Origin of the sequence: Allomuricauda sp. XS_ASV26, from assembly GCF_041224615.1 — a bacterium.
GTDB lineage: Bacteria > Bacteroidota > Bacteroidia > Flavobacteriales > Flavobacteriaceae > Flagellimonas > Flagellimonas alginolytica.
The window spans coordinates 200,309-218,377 of record NZ_JBGFGK010000028.1; the positions used below are offsets into that span (position 1 = coordinate 200,309).

Here is an 18,069-nt window from a genome sequence, read left to right on the forward strand (position 1 = left end):
AATGTACAAACTACTTTTGGTGGAGGACGATAATGCCCTGGGATATTTATTGTCGGAATATTTGGGAATGAAGGGCTTTACCGTAAGTTGGGCAAAAAATGCAGAAGAAGGAGTTCAAAAAACAAAGACCAACGTTTTTGATCTTGCCATCTTGGACGTTATGTTGCCAGATATGGACGGTTTTGAACTCTCGCAGAAAATAAAGAGCATAAACCCCGAACTTCCGTTTATATTTTTAACTGCAAAATCGTTAAAAATAGATGTTTTAAAAGGATTCTCTCTCGGCGCAGTTGACTATCTTAAAAAACCGATAGACGAAGAGGAATTGGTGGTAAGGATCAATGCACTCCTTGCCAGATTGGTGGCCGATAAAGTGGAAGAACCCCATGTTTCTCAATATATAATCGGGGATTATTTGCTGAACATGGATAATTTTGAACTGAATTATAAAGGAGAATCCATAAAGTTAACGGCCAAAGAGTTTGATCTATTGGCGCTTTTGGCAAAGAACAAGAACCAACTTTGCACCCATAAGGAGATACTCACCACTGTATGGGACAAAAATGATTATTTCAACAAAAAAAGCCTGAACGTCTTCGTTTCGCATTTGCGCAAACTTTTGGGTAAAGATCCCAGATTGAGCATCGTAAATGTTAGTCGAAGAGGATTTATGTTACGCGAATCTGAAGTGTGATCACATATTTTGGCTTAATATTTGAGGCGGCTATTTTAAACTAGAATGCCATTTTGTTGATTGTATGCTGAAGTTTCTAAAAAAACGTGCCCCCAAGCCAACGTTGTCCCAACTTGATAGTTTATATGCGAATACCATTCGTAAATGCCCATTGCAAGAGCAAATATCTTATTGTCAAAGACTTATTGAAAGCTCACAATATCAATTAAGACAATCCTGTCCCAAAGTGGAAATCGATTTCTTCAAGAATCTTATAGAAGCTGCGGATATTGAATTGAAAAAGCTCAAATCTGTTTCGTCTGGTTCATAGCGTAGGTTTGAATGTGTTAGACTTCGTTAAATCTTGCCGTTGTGGGTGATTCGAAATTTAAAATTTTCCGGAACTTTTACAATGCTGAATTACTTTTATATCAGAGGGAATACCTTTTAATTGTAACGATCTTGTAGATCATACGACTGTTATTCCAAATGTTTTCCCATGGGGAAGCACATAAGAATCTCAATCTATATATATGAAAAACATTATTGTAACAATTTTCGGTGTCTTGGCTACAACTACTTATGGACAACAAATCCTTACTCCAAAAAGTAATAACATAGAACAAAATGCCTTAACAGATGAAGCATACACCTTGAACTGGTATATGGTCCAGGATTCCATAATACGTACGTTGGGGAAAGTTGATACCGAAATCATAGTGAAAGATCATGAAGTCAGCTTTGTGGTCAATGTGAGAATTCCAAATGCCACGACTCCTTGGGTGGATACCACTATCGTTAAAAAACAGGATTTTGCGCCCATTTATCATTCCTCATACAATCAAAATAGGGATATGGTACTGAAATATGGAAATCAGTTGACCGGTTATTATTTTGATAAGAAGAGTGAGGAAAAAACAATTATCAATGAAAGTTTACCGGCATCAATTTTTGATAGCAGTAGTTACCCCCAATTGATTCGATGTCTTCCCTATGAAGATGGTTTTAGCGCTGCAATTTCCATCTTTGATTACAATCCGAAGGCTAAAATTGGGGAATTGTCCGCATCCATCAACCAAGTAACTACCCATAAAATGAAGTATAAGGGAAGCACCTTGGATGTTTGGAAAGTAGATGTGACCGATGATATCAGTGATAACCGAGTCCTGAACACCTATTATATAAGCAAAAGCTCCAGAAAGCTCTTGAAACATATCATCGATATGAATGGTAGGAAAATGATCATGGAAAGAGAAACCCCGTAAATTAAAGCCGCTTTCCCATTTAGTAAACACGCTAAAAGCAGTAACTTTAAGGTTGAAAAATAGACTCAATGAAAAATTCAATCCTTATTCTGGCCCTGTTTTCAATTTGTATTAATGCATTTGCCACGGATACCAAACTTATGGTTAGGGCAAAGGCAAAAGATGCCAAGTTTATTGGTAGTTCCATCGGAGGGGCACATATTATCGTTAGAAACACTTTAAACGGGCATATCTTGGCAGAAGGGGAAACCACCGGTAGCACTGGAAATACAGACCTTATTATGAGAAGTCCCCATGAACGTTACACCCAACTGTCCGATAATGATACAGCTGGTTTTTTAGCGGTTGTGGATATTGATGAACCAACTTTTGTTCAAATAGAAGTAATATCTCCTATTAACAAAAGAAATGCTCAAATACACGCTAGTACTCAAATATGGCTTATACCGGGAAAAGATATTTTGGGTGATGGGATAGTATTGGAAATACCCGGCTTTATAATCGACATATTGGAGCTCAATACACATCAATATATTCCATTGGAAACAGTGGTAACATCGGGGATTAATATTAAAGCAAATATTGTGATGATGTGCGGTTGCCCCATTCAAAAAGATGGACTCTGGGACTCTAATCTTATGGAAGTCAGGGCCGTTGTGCAAAAGGATGGCGAAGCATATACCGATGTGCCGTTGAACAATCCCGGGCAGAATATTTTTGAAGGTAATCTGGCGGTCAAGGAATCCGGCTACTATCAGATCACGGTCTATGCGTATAACTCCAAAACGGGGAACACGGGGGTGGATAAAATCAACTACGTGGTCCGAGATTAATTTATGGGCTTACTTGGGTATTTGGATTGATTTGGATGGTGAAAAATAGTACCTTTTACAAATCTATATCAATCCGGCCTTATGAAAAATCATATTATGTTCTCCCTTTTTGCTGCGATATTTGTGATTGCATGCAATCCTAAACCCAGAACCGATTTACTACAAAACGGAATTCCCCTTAAAATGGCGGAATATCGCAAAGAGCAGGTTTCCAACGTAATATATGCCCTTACCTTCGATATTCCCGAAGAGCGGCAAAAACCCATACCTTCCAAAATGAAGCTGGATTTATCCATCCATGATCTTTCACATCCGCTTTACCTGGATTTTAATGCAGATAGTACGTTGCTAAAAAACATAAAGGTGAATGGGCAAAACCAAACCATAAACCATCAAAAGCAGCATATAATTATTTCGGAAAACCTTAAAAAAGGACCAAATACCATAGATATCGAGTTCAACGCCGGTGAAATGTCGCTAAACCGAAATCAAGACTATTTGTACACCCTTTTAGTGCCAGATAGGGCAAGTACATTGTTCCCATGTTTTGATCAACCGAACATCAAGGCACGCTACATGTTGAATGTTGCCGTACCCAAGCAGTGGAGCGTCTTATCCGCTTCTTCATTGAAAGAAAAAAAAGAGGTAGGGGACAAGCACTATTTTTCTTTTGTGGAGAGCGACCCCATGAGTACCTACCTGTTTTCGTTGGTGGCCGGAAAATTTGAATCGGTCACCGAAAATCCGGGAGCGTTCGATATGACCCTTTTGTACCGAGAAACAGATTCCTCCAAAATTGAATTCAGTATACCTCGAATTTTTGATTTACACCAGCGTTCTATAGATTTTCTTAAGGACTATACCCAATACGATTTTCCTTTCCAAAAGTTGGATTTTGCAGCCATACCTGGCTTTCAATATGGAGGTATGGAGCATGTAGGTGCCATACAATACAGGCAATCCGCCATTTTTTTGGATGAAAGCTCCACCGAACGGCGCAGAATGGGAAGTGCCAAATTAATTGCCCACGAGGCATCACATATGTGGTTTGGGGACCTGGTGACCATGGACTGGTTCAACGATGTATGGATGAAAGAGGTCTTCGCCAATTTTATGGCAGATAAGATCATAAATCCAGCCTTTCCAGAAATCAACCATAATTTACAATTTCTAATCTCCCATTACCGAAACGCTTATGGGGAGGATAGAACAAAAGGAACCAATTCCATCCGCCAAGATTTGGCCAACCTAAAAAATGCGGGCAGTCTGTATGGATCTATCATTTACAACAAAGCGCCCATAATGATGCGCCAGTTGGAAGCCACCATTGGCGAAAAGGCATTTAGAGATGGTGTTCGGGAGTATATTTCTACCCATGCCTATGGTAATGCAACTTGGAACGATTTGGTTGATATTTTGGATAAAAAAACGGTTCAAGATCTAAAACAGTGGAGCAATGTTTGGGTGAATCAATCCGGTAGGCCCGTAATTACGGATAAAATTGAATATGTTGATGGAAAAATAGCCAGGTTTGTCATCACGCAAAATGCAGAAGATGGCAGTGATAGATTATGGCCGCAAAGTTTCGAGGTATCCTTGGTATATCCGGATAGTACACGAACCATTCCAGTGTCCATTTCCAAGAAAAACACTTCTGTGGATTTAGCAATTGGTCTGTCCAAGCCCAACGCCATTATATATAATTCCAATGCTTTTGGGTATGGAGTTTTTCCGGTTAACACATCAGATCTGGACATAATTCCCAATCTGGAGGAGGAGGTAGCTCGAGCCTATGCCTACTTAAATACCTACGAGAATATATTGACCGGAAATTTATCCGCCGAACAAACCTTTGCTCTTTTGATAGCAGGTGTTTTAAACGAGGAAAACGAATTTGTCCATGGAATGCTCACTGGATTGGCAAATAACTTATACTGGAGTTTTTTAAATGATCAACAACGTGCGGAACACAATAATTTGATCGAAAATCGACTTTGGGTGAAGTTGCTTCAAACCGATGTAAATCCCAACCTTAAAAAGAACATTTTTGATTTGTGGCAAGGAATAGCGTATTCAGAAAAGGCGAAGGAAAAGTTATACGGTGTGTGGAACAAGACCGTCCAAATTCCTGATCTAATGCTTAACCAGGATGATTTTTCCGAGATGGCCATGTCCTTGGCATTGTATGAGCACAGGCTGTCCGAAAAAGTTTTGGAAACGGCCAAAGCCCAATTGAATAATCCGGACAAAATTGAGCGTTTCGAGTTTTTAAGGCCTGCCCTATCTTCCGATGTTGCTGTGAGGGATGCCTTTTTTGAGTCCTTTAAAGACGCCAAAAACCGCGAAAAGGAATCTTGGATAACCACAGCTTGCAGATATATCCATCATCCTTTGCGCCAAAAAACGGCAATTGAACAAGTACCTTTGGCCTTGGAGCTTTTACAGGAAATTCAACAAACGGGAGATATCTTTTTTCCTAAACGCTGGCTTGTGGCAACGGTAGGGCAATATCAATCCAAGGAGGCCGTGCAGCATGTGGAATCTTATTTACGGAACCATCCGGATTTGGAACTTTCCTTAAAGGGCAAGTTGTTACAAGCCACAGATAACCTCTATCGATTTAACCGTTTGTAGTTGTTTTTTTAGGTAATGGATTAACTCATGCTTGGTTAAAAGCCTTACTTCCCGATACAAAAATTGGAAAAAATATTGCCCAAAAGGTCGTCCGTAGTCACGCTTCCCGTAATCTCGCCCAAATGATACAAAGCTTGTCGAATATCTATGGCCATCAAATCGCTGGAAAGTTCCATGTCCAAACCTTCTTTTACTTTTTGAATTTCTTCCAGGGCTTTTAAAAGAGCGTCGTAATGTCTGCTATTGGTAACAATGGTACTGTCGCCGCTCAAAGCACCCGAATCAACTAATGATAATAGTTTATTCTCCAATTCAGAAATACCCGTTTTAAACTTTGCTGAAAGAAATAGGACGTTGGGGATTTCTTTTTGAACCTTATTTTTTTGTTCCTCGTTCAAAAGGTCCATTTTATTGCAAATGGGCAATAATTGCTTGTTAGGGTATCTTTCTTGTATACTTTCTAGCTCTTTTATGTTAAAATTTATTCCATCGAACAGATACACAATGAGCCGAGCTTTTTCAATCTTGTCGAAAGTTCGTTCGATACCGATTTTTTCCACTACGTCTTCGGTTTCACGGATTCCAGCGGTATCAATAAACCTAAAACCGATACCTTTTATGCTTATATGATCCTCGACCGTATCTCGTGTGGTACCCGCGATTTCACTTACGATGGCTCTTTCCTCGTTCAATAAAACATTGAGCAAAGTTGATTTCCCGACATTGGGTTGCCCTACAATGGCCACTGGAATTCCATTTTTAATGACGTTGCCCAAGGCGAAGGAATCAATTAATTTTTTAAGGACGTTACTGATTTTGGTAAGCAGTTCGTTGAACTGGGTTCTGTCGGCAAATTCCACATCTTCTTGCGAAAAGTCGAGTTCAAGTTCAATTAACGATGCAAAATTAAGAAGTTCTTGTCGCAGTTCTTGGATTTCGTTGCTAAACCCCCCGCGCATTTGCTGCATGGCTATATCGTGGGCTGCTTCACTATCGCTTGCTATTAAGTCCGCCACAGCTTCGGCCTGACTCAAATCCATTTTGCCGTTTAAAAATGCTCTCAATGTAAATTCTCCGGCAGATGCTGTACGACACCCATTTCTTAAAAGTAATTGTATGATCTGTTGTTGAATAAAAGGTGAGCCATGACAGGAAATTTCCACTACATTTTCGCCTGTGTAGGAATGTGGTCCTTTAAAAATGGACACCAAGGCTTCATCCAAAATTTTGGCACCGTCTACAATGTTCCCCAAATGTATGGTATGACTTTTTTGCTGGACCAGTTTTTTACCTTTGATGGATTTGAACAATTGATCTACTATATTGATGGCCTGTGGACCCGAAACTCGGATTACAGCAATGGCCCCTGTTCCCGATGGGGTTGCCAAGGCTACGATGTTATCTGAATACGACATGGGCACAAAAGTACAAATAAGCTGCTGTTTGTAACATTTTTATGGATTTGTATACTAATAAGTTGAATCATCAAAATCAATCAAAAAATGGAAATAATAAATCACAAAACAGTTAGAACGGACAATACCTTGTTGGCCGTAACACATTTGACACAATTATTGGGCTATGCCATAGGATTTGGCAGCTTGATCGTTCCTTTGATCATTTGGTTATCCTCCAAGGATAGGGTAGAGGGGATGAACGAACATGGAAAGGCCATTATCAACTTTCAGATAAGTCTTATCCTATATATTATAATCAGTATTCCGGCCATCCTACTTTTGGGATTGGGCATATTAGGTTTGATCGGTGTTGCCATTATAGGATTTATTTTACCTATTGTAAATGCGGTAAAGGCCGCAAATGGCGAATCCCCATCTCATTTTATGACCATCAGGTTTATTTAAAAACAAAAAAGCTGGAACAAAGTTGTCCCAGCTTTTTTAATTATGGTTGGATAGTTGATTTAGTTGTTCAGCATCACCGGCATCACCAGCATGGTAACATGCTCTCCTTCGTCCAGTCCATCGATCGGTGTTAGGATGCCCGCTCTGTTCGGCAAGCTCATTTCCAAGGATACTTCGTCGGAAGAAAGATTGTTCAACATTTCCAAAAGAAACCTGGAGTTGAAGCCGATTTGCATATCATCTCCTTGGTAGGAGCAAGAAAGTCTTTCCTCGGCCTTATTGCTGTAATCCACATCTTCTGCGGAAATGTTGAGTTCCGCTCCGGCAATCTTTAATCGAATCTGATGTGTTGTTTTGTTCGAAAAGATAGATACCCTTCTTACAGAGCTGAGGAACTGATTCCTTGCTATTGTAAGTTTGTTCGGGTTTTCTTTTGGGATCACGGCTTCGTAGTTCGGATATTTTCCATCGATCAATCTACAAACCAACTCAGTATTGTCAAAGTAGAATTTTGCATTACTATCATTGTATTCGATGGTGACTTCGGATTCTGAACCTGCCAAAATGCCTTTCAATAAAGTTAAAGGTTTTTTGGGCATTATAAATTCGGCTACTTCCGAAGCTGTTACATCTTGACGTTGATATTTAACCAGTTTATGGGCATCGGTGGCCACAAAGGTCAAATTTTCCGGGGAAAACTGGAAGAATACGCCGCTCATTACCGGACGAAGGTCATCGTTGCCTGCGGCAAAAATGGTCTTGTTGATCGCCGTGGCCAAAATATCGCCCAATAGGGTAGTGGAACTCGGGTTCGAGACTTCTACTGCCTTTGGGAATTCGGCACCGTCGGCATAGGCCAAGGCATATTTACCATGATTGGAACTAATTTCCACTGTATTGTTGTCCTCAACAACAAATGTTAAGGGCTGTTCCGGAAAAGTTTTTAGCGTATCCAACAGTAATCGTGCGGGAACCGCAATGGTACCTTCGGAATCGGAATCCACATCTAGAACCGTACTCATGGTAGTTTCCAGATCGGATGCGGAAACGGTCAGTTTACTTTCTTTTAGATCGAACAAAAAGTTATCAAGGATGGGCAAGGTGTTGCTATTGTTGATAACTCCTCCCAAAACCTGAAGCTGTTTCAATAAATATGTACTCGATACAATAAATTTCATCAACGAAATACTTTAGTATGGCTGCCTTTTTGGCAATTTACCCCTGTTCCAGGGCCTTTAAAATCAATAAAAACAAATATATCCCAAATGGATTAAGCAAAGAAACAATTTTATTAACAGTTACAAGGCAAATTTGCGCTTTCTGTAATATCCGAAGAAAAGGCCGAACAGTAAGGTTAAAATTACTGGCAATCCAATATTTACAAGCTGCCATTTGGTTTTTTGCTCAGCTATTTTTTTAACATCGAGCAATGGAATGGTCACTTTTTTGTTCCGAATGTTAATAAGCCCGGTATTGTCCAAAAGGTAATTTGTGCTGTTCACCAAAAATTCTTTGTTGCCATAAAAGCTATTGGTCCATTTGTCGTACCCCAGTTCCAAGGGCCTTCCGTTCCGTAACTGGTTCTTGACAATATCCCCATCAGAGATTACGATCATTTTATTTTCGGGCCCTTCCTCTAAAGTATTCTGTAGTTTGAGCGGTTTCACTCTGTTTTTGTACATTGAAGTAAAGTTACCTTCGATCAAAACGGCCAAAGGTAGATTACCATTGGTATAGTTCTCCCTGTTAGGTTGCTGGTTGATCATTTCCAAACTAACTATTTTTGGGATGCCATCGGTTTTGGAAAGTGGTGAACTTTGTAGCAAAACTGTTTTTTTGTAATCGTTTTCCAGAATATCCATTGGACTGGTAAATTGGAAACGAACCGCTTCAATATTGGTATTAATGGGGTGATTGTTCTGGGAAAAAACCATGGGATAATAGAACCAAGGCAGCGGATTGTACTGGGAATCGTTTCCTTCGCCCGTGGCCAGGACAATTTGTGTAAAATACAGGTCGTTTACCAGTACGGGATTGATCCTAACGCCATATCTAAAGAACAGGTCCTTTAAGTTGAGGTCTCTTGGTACTGCAATGGCCTCACCGCCACCGGCATAAATACTGTCCATTTCCATGCTTACTTGATCTATCATCCAAATGGACTTGCCCCCGTTGACCATATATTGATCGAGAACATACTTTTCTTGATCGGAAAATGCTTGTGTTGGCTTGGCAATAACGGCCAAATCAAACTCCTTAAGTTGATTTAAAACACTTTGCGGATCGGAAGCTACGGAATCCAATGTTATGGCAGCAATATTATAGTAATCCCTAATGGTGGTAAGATAATCCGCAATGTACATATCATCCAGCTCACCGTTTCCTTTAATAATGGCCACGCTCTTTTTTTCTCCGATGTTGAGTTTGGTAAAGGCGTCCGCAAAGGCATACTCCAATTGTTGCACGGAATTATTGATACGATCTTCGGCAGTGGCTCCCAGTTTGTTTTTTAGCAATGGTACTTTTACGGTCTGGTCCTTATAATTGACCATGGCCCATGGAAAAACCAGCTCGTTGGACACTTTTCCATTTTCCTCTACAGTAACATTTGCAGGCTGTAGCCCCAAGCCCTGTAGTTCGGCAATGGTTTGTTCCGCAAGTTCCTCATCTACCAGCGGGTCCACCAAATTGTATTTAATATTCTTGTTTTTTGATGCAAAGGATTCGAGCAGTTGTACGGTTTCCGATTTTAACTTGGAAAATTCTGCTGGAATGTTACCGTCCAACAGCACATCTATAATTACGGGCGATTCAAATTTTTTGACCACTGTTACCGCTGGCTCGGAAAGGGTGTACCTTTTATCTTCGGTAAGATCAAAACGGGTATAGACAAAACTGGCCAACAAATTGATTACTGTAACAGCTATAAGTATTTTTAATGTGGATACAACAAACTTTCCCATTATCGCGGTAATTGTTTTAAACGTTGAAAAGTAAGATAAAGGAATAATAGGGTCAACGATACAAAATAGATCAGGTCACGGGTGTCTATCACTCCTCTTGCAATACTGTCAAAATGTGATCTGGCGCCAATGGCCTCAATGGTTTGTTGGGTTTCTCCGTTGGAAAATAAGGAGGAAACGGCATCAAACCCATTGAATATCAATAAGCAAACCAGTACGCCTACCAAAAAAGCAATGATCTGGTTATCGGAAAGTGTGGAAGCAAATATCCCAATGGACGTATAGCTTGCCATCAGAAACAATAATCCAAAGTAAGAGCCCAATACCACCCCAAGGTCGTAATTGCCTTCTACCATTCCCAACCCCGAAATGGCAAAAACATAAACGATTGTCGGAATTACAGCAATGACACACAAAAGGAATGCGCCCCAAAATTTTCCAAGGACCAGTTTCCAAACGGAGATAGGTTTAATCAACAATAATTCAAGCGTTCCCATTTTTCGTTCCTCGGAAAAACTCTTCATGGTAATGGCCGGCACCAAAAAGATGAAAATCCAGGGAGCCAGCAAAAAGAAGTTGCCCAAATCGGCGAAGCCAAAGTCAAAAATGTTGTATTCGCCCTTAAACACCCATAAAAAAAGTCCATTGAGCAGTAAAAACGACCCCACGATCAAATAACCGATGGGCGATGTAAAAAAAGATCGTACCTCTCTCTTAAAAATTGCAAACATTAAGACGGGTTTGTTGATTGTAATTTATGAACACTCCAAGCTTCGGGTTTATCGGAGAACAATTTTTTGGTATTGCCCCAAACCTCTTTAAAAAAATCAGAATTCCTGTAGTTGTTGAGATGTGATTCCGTATCCCAAAAACTATAGGTGAAAAATATATTGGGATTACCAATGTCCTGATATAATTCTACCATGTTGCAGCCTTCAAATCCCAAAATACTATTTTTCGATTCTTCAAAGATTCGTTCAAAACTAGCAATATTTTCGGGTTTAAAAGTCAGTTTTACGATGCGTATCAACATTTACAGAAAATTTATGGTTACGGTATCCCTATAATTTAGGCCAAGAAGCGTTGAAGCACCTCCGACCGAATTAAGGTCGCTTTTGTAAATGGCAAGCTCTATATAACCGGCTGAATTGAAAAGGGCAAGGGCGTCGCCGGGTCCCTTGCGCTGGTTCCGTTCCAAGTTGTAATTTACAATACCGTTATAACTTTGGTGTACTTGCCGTATTTTGGTGGTCCGAGCAATTATTTCAAAATCACGACCATTCCTATACGCCTCGAACAAACTTTTCTGAATATTGGTAACTACGTTGCCGTAATTGTCAATATAGATCACATTGCCAGAAATAGTCTTGCCCTCGTTGGTTATCCTTGGTTCAAAATCGCGTATTTCCTTTAAGCTTTCCAGAGGTTTGCCGATCACTTCCAATTTACCGCCCCGGGCAATATGGCAGGCTACTTGTACAAATACGTCCAGAACAGGGAAGGCAGTGGGCCGGGAATTGGGCAGATCTATCTGCACCACTTTTTCCGGTTGTACCTCGGAGGTTATCAAGGAAATTACGCCACTGTTCGCACTTACAAAGTAATGTCCATCTACCTGTACGACCATGTGCTCATTTTCTGGGGATACTTCGGAATCGACCCCAACAATATGTACCGTTCCCTTTGGGAAAGATCGGTATGCATTTTTAAGGATGTAGGCGCACTCTTGTATGTTAAATGGTCCTATGGCATGCGAAATATCAACAATGTTGATGTCAGTCAGGTTGCTCAGTATTGCCCCTTTTACCGCACCAACAAAGTGGTCTTTATATCCAAAATCTGTGGTAAGGGTTATGATTGCCATGCAATACTGTTGATATGTTTTTCGGCGTTCAAATTGATTTTTAGTTAAGTTTGTTTTGTAAAATTAGTTAAAAAGAAAGAATAAAATTCTTCAAAAGCAACTGTAACACCTCACTATTTTTGAACGAACTTGTAATCGAACTTACGGAAATCAGTCCACAAGAATTTTTTGGGCAACAAAACTCAAATATCGAGTTACTGAAGAAATACTTTCCAAAGCTTAAAATTGTAGCACGAGGAAATAAGATCAAGGTATTTGGAGACGAAGAACTATTGGAAGAATTCGACAAACGTTTTGATGAGCTAACCGGGCAATTTGCCAAATACAACAAGCTCGATGAAAACATGATCGAAAGGGTACTTACCAGCAACAGCAAGGAGGATTATACGTCGTCTTCCTCTAGTGGCGATGTTTTGGTACATGGGGTAAGTGGCAGGTTGATCAAGGCACAGACCGCCAATCAGCGTCGTTTGGTGGATGCCTGCAAAACAAATGATATGGTTTTTGCCATTGGCCCTGCGGGAACCGGAAAAACCTATACGGGAGTGGCGTTGGCCGTAAAGGCCTTAAAAGAAAAACAGGTTAGGCGAATTATCTTAACGAGACCTGCGGTAGAAGCAGGGGAGAACCTTGGATTTCTACCGGGAGATCTTAAGGAAAAGCTCGATCCATATATGCAGCCCCTCTACGATGCCCTTCGGGATATGATTCCAGCTGAAAAGCTCGAAAAATATATTGAGGACGGCACTATTCAAATAGCGCCAATGGCTTTTATGAGAGGTCGTACCTTGGATAACGCCTTTGTAATCCTGGATGAAGCGCAAAATACCACCCATGCCCAAATGAAGATGTTTTTGACCCGTATGGGCAAGAACGCCAAGTTTTTGCTAACAGGGGATCCTGGCCAGATTGATTTGCCACGTAGGGTAATCTCCGGACTTAAGGAAGCCTTGTTGATTTTAAAAAACGTGGAGGGTATCAGTATAATTTATTTGGACGATAAGGATGTGATCCGACACAAATTGGTGAAAAAGGTAATCGATGCCTATCAAAATATAGAGCACCAGAATCAATTCTAAGAAAATAATGGGAATGAATACACTGATGTCCACGGATTTTAATTTTCCTGGGCAAAAATCTGTTTACAAAGGAAAGGTAAGAGAGGTTTATACCTTGGATAACGATGTTCTGGTAATGGTGGCAACCGATCGTTTATCCGCTTTTGATGTGGTAATGCCCAAAGGAATACCCTATAAAGGACAAATCCTGAATCAAATTGCAACTAAAATGATGAAGGATACTGAAGATATAGTCCCTAATTGGTTAATGGCCACTCCGGACCCCAATGTTGCGGTAGGTAAGGCCTGTGAGCCATTCAAGGTGGAAATGGTGATTCGGGGCTATATGTCGGGCCATGCCGCTCGCGAATATAAAGCGGGAAAAAGAACACTTTGTGGTGTGTCCATGCCAGAGGGTATGAAAGAGAACGATAAATTCCCAGAACCCATCATCACTCCGGCAACAAAGGCAGAAAAAGGAGATCATGACGAGGATATTTCCAAAGAAGAAATTTTAAAAAGAGGCATCGTATCTGCCGAAGATTACGAAGTTCTGGAAAAGTACACACGTGCACTTTTTCAGAGAGGAACCGAAATTGCCGCCAAAAGAGGACTGATCTTGGTGGATACCAAGTACGAGTTCGGTAAAACCAAGGATGGGGAAATTGTGTTGATCGATGAGATCCACACTCCCGATTCATCACGTTATTTTTATGCAGATGGTTATAAGGAGCGTCAAGAAAAAGGTGAAGCCCAAAAACAATTGTCAAAGGAATTTGTAAGACAATGGTTGATCTCCAACGGATTCCAAGGGCTGGAGGGACAGGAGGTCCCTGCAATGTCCGATGAGTATATCCAATCCGTATCTAACCGATATATTGAACTCTACGAAAACATAACCGGGGAGAAATTCGTTAAAAGTGATATATCGAATCTCCAAGAACGTATTTTGACCAATGTTACTGATTATTTTGTAAAATAGTAATCTCGAATTACGATTTAACCAATAAAATAAAGGGAATTTTATCAATTCCCTTTATTTATATCAATAGGTTTGCAAAATATTTAAAGCTAATTTGATATATTTATGCTAATTAAGTATATCAACCATGGAAAGCTGTCCAAATTGTTCATCTACAGAGTTTACCAAAGCTGGGATCATTAAAGAGAGGCAACGCTACAAATGCAAATCCTGTGGTTACTATTTTACAGTACCTAAGTTGGGAAAGCAAATCGATGATTACTTTGTGAACAAAGCTTTACAACTGTACTTGGAGGGACTTACCTATCGCGAAATAGAGCGTATTTTAGGGGTTTCACATGTATCGGTGATGAACTGGGTCAGAAAGTATAATATTAAAAGACCCTACAATTCCAAATATCACCCCACTTATAAGATTTTGAATCTTACCGAGCTTCAAAAATACTTTCAAAGCCCTGAAAATCTGAAAGGTGCAGGGCAACTGGTAACCGAACTTGGAGATAAATTTATGCTTATTAAATGGGATCGGTTCAAAGACTAGATATAGGTAATTAGCAAAAAAATATATTGATTTTCATTCGGGAATATATTTTTAAGATGTTCGTAGAGCACATAACTTACTAACATCCAAACTAAAATGAAAAATATACTGATCGGAACTGCGTTTTTTCTTCTTTGGGTTCCAAAATCATTTTCGCAAGGAAACACCGAGTACACGGGAGGTTTCAAAGTCAAGTTTAACGAGGATGGTTCCAAATATCTTCGTATGATAGCATGGGGTCAATTTTGGGCCCAATACAATGATAATGTTCCAGACGATGTGAGCACTACAAACCTTAGTGTAAGACGAGCTAGGTTTTTGACCTTTACACAACTGAACAAGAAATTTCTAATACTAACCCATTTTGGGTTGAACAGTTTAAATGGAAATAACATTAGTGCTGTTGGAAAGGAAGATTCTTCCCAATTGTTCTTTCACGATTTTTGGGGGGAATGGCAAGTGCACAAGAATGTAGCTGTTGGTACCGGATTGCACTATTGGAATGGTATTTCCAGAATGAACAACAGTAGTACCCTAAACTTCTTGACCTTGGACAACAACCGTCCATCTTGGGCAGTTTTGGGACTAAGTGATCAGTTTGCCCGTCACATTGGGGTATATGCCAAAGGTAATATTGGAAGATTACAATATCGTGTTTCCTTTAACGAGGCCATAACCAATACCTTGGATGCTTCAAACGATCCAATACCCAATGGTCGAGCAGTATATCGGGGTCGCGAATTGCTGGGTTCAGCAGATGCGGGCAAAGTGATCCAAGGTTATTTTGACTATCATTTTTTAGATCAAGAATCCAATTTTTTGCCCTATAAAGTAGGAACATATTTGGGCAGTAAAAGAATATTTAATGTCGGTGCCGGATTCTTGACCCATAGAAACGGTACGGTAATAGCGAACGGAGCAGGAAACCTGGAAGGCGAAAATGTAAATATTTTCGCAGTGGATGCCTATTACGATGCCCCTCTTGGTGAAGATGGTTCTGCCATTACGGCCTATGCAGTATTCCAAAATAACGATTATGGTCGTAACTTCAACCTTGGGCCGTACGGAACCGGGAATATGGTTTATGGACATGTAGGATATCTGGTTTCCGGTCCAGCGGATAAATCAAGGGTACAGCCTTATGTGTCCTACCAAACAAGATCGATAGACGCAATAGACGATAACGCCACACGGTTGGGCTTGGGAATCAACCTATTTATGACAGGGCATCATTCCAAATTAACATTGGAGTATGCCAATTCAAAAATTGGTTCTGGTGACAACAATGGTGTGGTTACCTTGCAAGCACAGATTTATTTATAACTAAACAACCAACAAATTATGTTAGAAAAACAAAAAAAGGCCTCGGCCTATTGGAAAGAGAACCTAAGGTACTTGGTAATACTACTAGTCATTTGGTTCTTGGTCTCCTACGGAGCAGGTATCCTTTTTAAGGATGCATTGAACAACATTCGACTGGGCGGATTTAAACTTGGGTTTTGGTTCGCGCAACAAGGATCCATTTATGTATTTGTCATCCTCATTTTTGTGTACGTACGCCTAATGAACAAATTGGACAAAAAGTACGGATACGACGAAGAATAATTAACCGATAAAATCAAAACATTATGAGCGATGTACAAATTTGGACCTATGTCTTGGTAGCCTTGTCATTTGGTCTGTATATAGGAATAGCAATTTGGTCCCGAGCGGGTTCCACTAAAGAATTTTACGTGGCCGGAGGAGGTGTTTCCCCATTGGCCAACGGTATGGCCACTGCAGCGGATTGGATGTCGGCAGCGTCTTTTATATCCATGGCAGGAATTATTTCTTTTGCCGGCTACGATGGCGCCGTTTACCTTATGGGATGGACCGGTGGTTATGTTCTCCTGGCACTGCTTCTGGCACCATATTTAAGAAAGTTTGGAAAGTTTACAGTTCCCGATTTTATTGGGGAACGCTATTACTCCAAAACAGCTAGGGTTGTTGCAGTTATCTGCGCACTCATCGTATCCTTTACTTATGTTGCCGGACAGATGAGAGGGGTAGGAATTGTGTTTTCAAGGTATCTGGAAGTAGATATCAATACCGGAGTTGTTATCGGAATGGTGATTGTATTGTTCTATGCCGTCCTTGGTGGTATGAAAGGGATAACCTATACTCAAGTGGCCCAATATTGCGTATTGATTTTCGCCTTTATGGTACCTGCAATTTTCATTTCTATCCAAATGACAGGGAACCCTGTGCCACAACTAGGATTTGGCAGCACTTTGGCCGATGGCTCTGGAACTTATCTTTTGGATAAACTGGACGGACTATCCACGGAACTCGGATTTGCAGAATATACGGATGGATCTAAAAGTATGGTCGATGTTTTTGCCATAACCCTGGCACTTATGGTCGGTACCGCAGGTTTACCTCATGTAATCGTACGTTTCTTTACCGTAAAACGGGTGCGAGATGCAAGAAAATCGGCAGGTTTGGCCTTGTTGTTCATTGCGATCTTGTACACTACTGCACCCGCAGTAGCCGTGTTTGCCAGAACTAATCTTATCGAAACTGTTAGTGGAAAAGAATATAATAGCATGCCAGAATGGTTCAATCGTTGGGAAAAAACAGGGTTGATAGGGCACGAGGATAAAAATGGCGATGGCATAATTCAATATGTAGCCTCACCCGAGTTAAACGAACTTACCGTTGATAGGGACATTATGGTTTTGGCCAACCCGGAAATTGCAGATCTCCCGGCATGGGTTATCGGTTTAATTGCGGCAGGTGGATTGGCGGCTGCCCTATCTACGGCAGCAGGTCTGTTGTTGGTTATTTCCTCTTCGGTTTCCCATGATCTGATCAAGAACGTACTTAAACCAGATCTTTCAGAAAAAGGCGAGCTATGGGCAGCAAGACTTTCTGCAGCCGTAGCAGTGGTTATAGCCGGTTATTTTGGGATCAATCCCCCCGGGTTTGTCGCAGCGGTGGTGGCCTTGGCCTTTGGATTGGCAGCGGCTTCGTTCTTCCCTGCCATTATTTTAGGTATTTTCTACAAAAAAATGAATAGCAAGGGAGCTGTTTCAGGAATGATCGTAGGCCTTTGTCTTATGCTCTTTTATATGCTGAAATTTAAATTTGGAATTTTTGACGGCGGAAAAGATGCCGTAGCAGGTCTTCAAGAAAGTTGGTGGTTTGGTGTTTCGCCAGAAGGATTTGGAACCATTGCCATGGTAGTCAACTTTATTGTCGCCATTGTAGTTAACATGTTTACTCCCGAACCACCTGAAGAAGTACAGGAAATAGTGGAACACATAAGAATACCCAGCGGTGCGGGTGAAGCATCGACACATTAATTAGTTGGTTGTGAAAAAGCGGTACGGTATGGTTTTACCGTACCGTTTTT

General features: G+C 40.6%; 17 protein-coding genes. 11 read left to right on the forward strand and 6 right to left on the reverse strand.

The genetic code is table 11. The features are described 5' to 3' along the window. Position 1: 1 nt before the first annotated feature. The 4 genes from AB9K32_RS03965 (at position 2) to AB9K32_RS03980 (ending at position 5,405) form a co-directional block, all read left to right on the forward strand. The gene (locus AB9K32_RS03965) at positions 2 to 694 is read left to right on the forward strand and encodes a response regulator transcription factor (protein ID WP_369884420.1); all 693 of its coding nucleotides are present in this window, start codon (positions 2 to 4) and stop codon (positions 692 to 694) included. Positions 695 to 1,206: 512 nt separating this feature from the next. Continuing rightward, complete coding sequence (locus AB9K32_RS03970; protein WP_369884421.1) at positions 1,207 to 1,938, forward strand: hypothetical protein; 732 nt, start codon at positions 1,207 to 1,209, stop codon at positions 1,936 to 1,938. A 68-nt stretch (positions 1,939 to 2,006) separates the two neighbouring features. Then, on the forward strand, positions 2,007 to 2,771 hold the full coding sequence (locus tag AB9K32_RS03975; RefSeq protein WP_369884422.1) for a hypothetical protein: 765 nt from the start codon (positions 2,007 to 2,009) through the stop codon (positions 2,769 to 2,771). 81 nt (positions 2,772 to 2,852) lie between these two features. Beyond that, the gene (locus AB9K32_RS03980; RefSeq protein WP_369884423.1) at positions 2,853 to 5,405 is read left to right on the forward strand and encodes a M1 family metallopeptidase; all 2,553 of its coding nucleotides are present in this window, start codon (positions 2,853 to 2,855) and stop codon (positions 5,403 to 5,405) included. A 44-nt stretch (positions 5,406 to 5,449) separates the two neighbouring features. Here AB9K32_RS03980 and mnmE read toward each other — a convergent pair whose 3' ends face one another. After that, complete coding sequence (mnmE, locus tag AB9K32_RS03985; protein ID WP_369884424.1) at positions 5,450 to 6,820, reverse strand: tRNA uridine-5-carboxymethylaminomethyl(34) synthesis GTPase MnmE; 1,371 nt, start codon at positions 6,818 to 6,820, stop codon at positions 5,450 to 5,452. Between the two features lie 87 nt (positions 6,821 to 6,907). Between mnmE and AB9K32_RS03990 the strand changes: the two genes are divergently transcribed. Further along, positions 6,908 to 7,267, forward strand: a complete 360-nt coding sequence (locus tag AB9K32_RS03990; RefSeq protein WP_369884425.1) for a DUF4870 domain-containing protein — start codon at positions 6,908 to 6,910, stop codon at positions 7,265 to 7,267. Between the two features lie 59 nt (positions 7,268 to 7,326). Here the strand turns inward: AB9K32_RS03990 and dnaN are convergent, their stop codons facing one another. The 5 genes from dnaN to AB9K32_RS04015 all read right to left on the reverse strand — a co-directional run bounded on the left by dnaN (position 7,327) and on the right by AB9K32_RS04015 (position 12,094). Then, positions 7,327 to 8,445, reverse strand: coding sequence for a DNA polymerase III subunit beta (dnaN, locus tag AB9K32_RS03995; protein WP_224837208.1), 1,119 nt, complete (start codon positions 8,443 to 8,445; stop codon positions 7,327 to 7,329). Positions 8,446 to 8,565: 120 nt separating this feature from the next. Continuing rightward, entirely contained in the window at positions 8,566 to 10,230 is a 1,665-nt protein-coding gene (gene gldG, locus AB9K32_RS04000) for a gliding motility-associated ABC transporter substrate-binding protein GldG (RefSeq protein ID WP_369884426.1), read from the reverse strand. Continuing rightward, positions 10,230 to 10,961 carry a gliding motility-associated ABC transporter permease subunit GldF gene (gene gldF, locus AB9K32_RS04005; protein ID WP_369884427.1) on the reverse strand — a complete coding sequence of 244 codons (732 nt, stop codon included), beginning with the start codon at positions 10,959 to 10,961 and terminating at the stop codon, positions 10,230 to 10,232. Before gldF ends, gldG begins: the two co-directional genes overlap by 1 nt. Then, entirely contained in the window at positions 10,961 to 11,263 is a 303-nt protein-coding gene (locus AB9K32_RS04010; protein ID WP_369884428.1) for a putative quinol monooxygenase, read from the reverse strand. The genes gldF and AB9K32_RS04010 overlap by 1 nt, the downstream gene beginning before the upstream one ends. Further along, positions 11,264 to 12,094 carry an S-adenosyl-l-methionine hydroxide adenosyltransferase family protein gene (locus AB9K32_RS04015; protein ID WP_224837212.1) on the reverse strand — a complete coding sequence of 277 codons (831 nt, stop codon included), beginning with the start codon at positions 12,092 to 12,094 and terminating at the stop codon, positions 11,264 to 11,266. 119 nt (positions 12,095 to 12,213) lie between these two features. On the opposite strand from AB9K32_RS04015, the gene AB9K32_RS04020 reads away from it, so the two are divergent. From AB9K32_RS04020 to AB9K32_RS04045, 6 genes are all read left to right on the forward strand, one after another. After that, the gene (locus AB9K32_RS04020) at positions 12,214 to 13,173 is read left to right on the forward strand and encodes a PhoH family protein (RefSeq protein WP_369884429.1); all 960 of its coding nucleotides are present in this window, start codon (positions 12,214 to 12,216) and stop codon (positions 13,171 to 13,173) included. Positions 13,174 to 13,180: 7 nt separating this feature from the next. Continuing rightward, positions 13,181 to 14,134, forward strand: a complete 954-nt coding sequence (locus AB9K32_RS04025) for a phosphoribosylaminoimidazolesuccinocarboxamide synthase (RefSeq protein ID WP_369884430.1) — start codon at positions 13,181 to 13,183, stop codon at positions 14,132 to 14,134. Between the two features lie 127 nt (positions 14,135 to 14,261). Next, positions 14,262 to 14,675 (forward strand): helix-turn-helix domain-containing protein, encoded by a 414-nt coding sequence (locus AB9K32_RS04030; protein WP_224837215.1) that lies wholly within the window; start codon positions 14,262 to 14,264, stop codon positions 14,673 to 14,675. Positions 14,676 to 14,771: 96 nt separating this feature from the next. Further along, the gene (locus tag AB9K32_RS04035; protein ID WP_369884431.1) at positions 14,772 to 15,998 is read left to right on the forward strand and encodes a hypothetical protein; all 1,227 of its coding nucleotides are present in this window, start codon (positions 14,772 to 14,774) and stop codon (positions 15,996 to 15,998) included. Between the two features lie 18 nt (positions 15,999 to 16,016). Next, positions 16,017 to 16,280, forward strand: a complete 264-nt coding sequence (locus AB9K32_RS04040) for a DUF4212 domain-containing protein (RefSeq protein ID WP_369884432.1) — start codon at positions 16,017 to 16,019, stop codon at positions 16,278 to 16,280. Positions 16,281 to 16,303: 23 nt separating this feature from the next. After that, positions 16,304 to 18,019: a sodium:solute symporter family protein gene (locus AB9K32_RS04045; RefSeq protein WP_369884433.1), complete on the forward strand. Its 1,716-nt coding sequence runs from the start codon at positions 16,304 to 16,306 to the stop codon at positions 18,017 to 18,019. Positions 18,020 to 18,069: the final 50 nt, after the last annotated feature.

Coding starts and splice junctions, on each gene's coding strand:
- AB9K32_RS03965 (WP_369884420.1), top strand. CDS start 2: ATGTACAAACTACTTTTGGTGGAGGACGATAATGCCCTGGGATATTTA.
- AB9K32_RS03970 (WP_369884421.1), top strand. CDS start 1,207: ATGAAAAACATTATTGTAACAATTTTCGGTGTCTTGGCTACAACTACT.
- AB9K32_RS03975 (WP_369884422.1), top strand. CDS start 2,007: ATGAAAAATTCAATCCTTATTCTGGCCCTGTTTTCAATTTGTATTAAT.
- AB9K32_RS03980 (WP_369884423.1), top strand. CDS start 2,853: ATGAAAAATCATATTATGTTCTCCCTTTTTGCTGCGATATTTGTGATT.
- mnmE (WP_369884424.1), bottom strand. CDS start 6,820: ATGTCGTATTCAGATAACATCGTAGCCTTGGCAACCCCATCGGGAACA.
- AB9K32_RS03990 (WP_369884425.1), top strand. CDS start 6,908: ATGGAAATAATAAATCACAAAACAGTTAGAACGGACAATACCTTGTTG.
- dnaN (WP_224837208.1), bottom strand. CDS start 8,445: ATGAAATTTATTGTATCGAGTACATATTTATTGAAACAGCTTCAGGTT.
- gldG (WP_369884426.1), bottom strand. CDS start 10,230: ATGGGAAAGTTTGTTGTATCCACATTAAAAATACTTATAGCTGTTACA.
- gldF (WP_369884427.1), bottom strand. CDS start 10,961: ATGTTTGCAATTTTTAAGAGAGAGGTACGATCTTTTTTTACATCGCCC.
- AB9K32_RS04010 (WP_369884428.1), bottom strand. CDS start 11,263: ATGTTGATACGCATCGTAAAACTGACTTTTAAACCCGAAAATATTGCT.
- AB9K32_RS04015 (WP_224837212.1), bottom strand. CDS start 12,094: ATGGCAATCATAACCCTTACCACAGATTTTGGATATAAAGACCACTTT.
- AB9K32_RS04025 (WP_369884430.1), top strand. CDS start 13,181: ATGGGAATGAATACACTGATGTCCACGGATTTTAATTTTCCTGGGCAA.
- AB9K32_RS04030 (WP_224837215.1), top strand. CDS start 14,262: ATGGAAAGCTGTCCAAATTGTTCATCTACAGAGTTTACCAAAGCTGGG.
- AB9K32_RS04035 (WP_369884431.1), top strand. CDS start 14,772: ATGAAAAATATACTGATCGGAACTGCGTTTTTTCTTCTTTGGGTTCCA.
- AB9K32_RS04040 (WP_369884432.1), top strand. CDS start 16,017: ATGTTAGAAAAACAAAAAAAGGCCTCGGCCTATTGGAAAGAGAACCTA.
- AB9K32_RS04045 (WP_369884433.1), top strand. CDS start 16,304: ATGAGCGATGTACAAATTTGGACCTATGTCTTGGTAGCCTTGTCATTT.